The sequence below is a fragment of the Nocardia sp. NPDC060220 genome, assembly GCF_042727815.1.
Taxonomy (GTDB): domain Bacteria; phylum Actinomycetota; class Actinomycetes; order Mycobacteriales; family Mycobacteriaceae; genus Nocardia.
Genome location: NZ_JBHWZY010001393.1, coordinates 1 through 1,040, shown reverse-complemented (window position 1 = coordinate 1,040; position 1,040 = coordinate 1). Strand labels below are relative to the sequence as shown.

Sequence of the window (1,040 nt, the reverse complement as noted above, 5' to 3'; positions counted from 1 at the left end):
CGACAACTCCTCCAAGGACCAGACCTACAACACTCCGGCGCTGGCGACCCTGCTGCTGTTCGCCGACCAGATCGAGTGGATGAACGCCAACGGCGGCCTCGACTGGACCGTGAAGCGCACCCTGGATTCGTCCTCGCGGCTGTACTCGTGGGCCGAGTCGAGCTCCTTCGCCACCCCGTACGTGTCGAACCCGGCGCACCGCTCGCAGGTCGTGGGCACCATCGACTTCGACGACGCGATCGACGCGGCCCAGGTGGCCAAGATCCTGCGCGCCAACGGCATCGTCGACACCGAGCCCTACCGCAAGCTGGGCCGTAACCAGCTGCGCGTCGGCATGTTCCCGGCGATCGACCCGGAAGATGTTTCGCAGCTGACCCGTTCGATCGACTGGGTCGTGGGTCAGCTCTGAGATAAGACCGCGATAGGGCCGGTGCCCGGTGAACCCATTCGGTTCGCCGCGCACCGGCCCTTCTTGTTCGGACTGCACACATTCGCAATATTCGCCGAGTTTCGACAGATCTCGGTATCGATATTTGATGTTGATCTATCACCAAAACCCCTGCACACAAGCTGAATTCGGGTGGTGAGCCGCTCAGATTAGCCCCCTGGGCACGGCTGGTGCGCGATTTAAGTCGTGCGTGTCTGCTGCGGCGGCCAAGTAATGTGCACTACTGTCTAGGAAAGTGGGCGGTGTCGTAGCCGACGCGATAGGGAGGTAACGGTGCGTGAACTTCGAGTGATCGGGGTGACGCCCGACTCCACGCACATCGTGTGCAGCGACACCGAGTCCGGTACCAAGTTCCGGTTGCCCGCCGACGACAAGCTCCGCGCGGCGGCGCGCGGCGACCTCGCACGATTCGGCCAGATCGAGATCGAAACGGAGGCGACTATGCGTCCTCGCGATATCCAGGCCCGTATTCGCGCTGGAGCGTCCGTCGAGCAGGTCACGGCAGAGTCCGGCATGCCGGAATCCAAAGTCGAACGATTCGCCTACCCCGTCTTGCTCGAGCGTGCGCGCGCCGCCGAATTGGCGCAGAAGG

General features: G+C 63.3%; 1 protein-coding gene and 1 pseudogene. Both read left to right on the top strand.

The features are described 5' to 3' along the window. Positions 1 to 409: pseudogene (locus ACFWF3_RS37025) on the top strand (phosphoserine transaminase); the annotation flags it as partial. A 312-nt stretch (positions 410 to 721) separates the two neighbouring features. Continuing rightward, positions 722 to 1,040 (top strand): septation protein SepH (sepH, locus tag ACFWF3_RS37020; protein ID WP_379318931.1); only part of this gene is annotated, 319 nt, incomplete at its 3' end.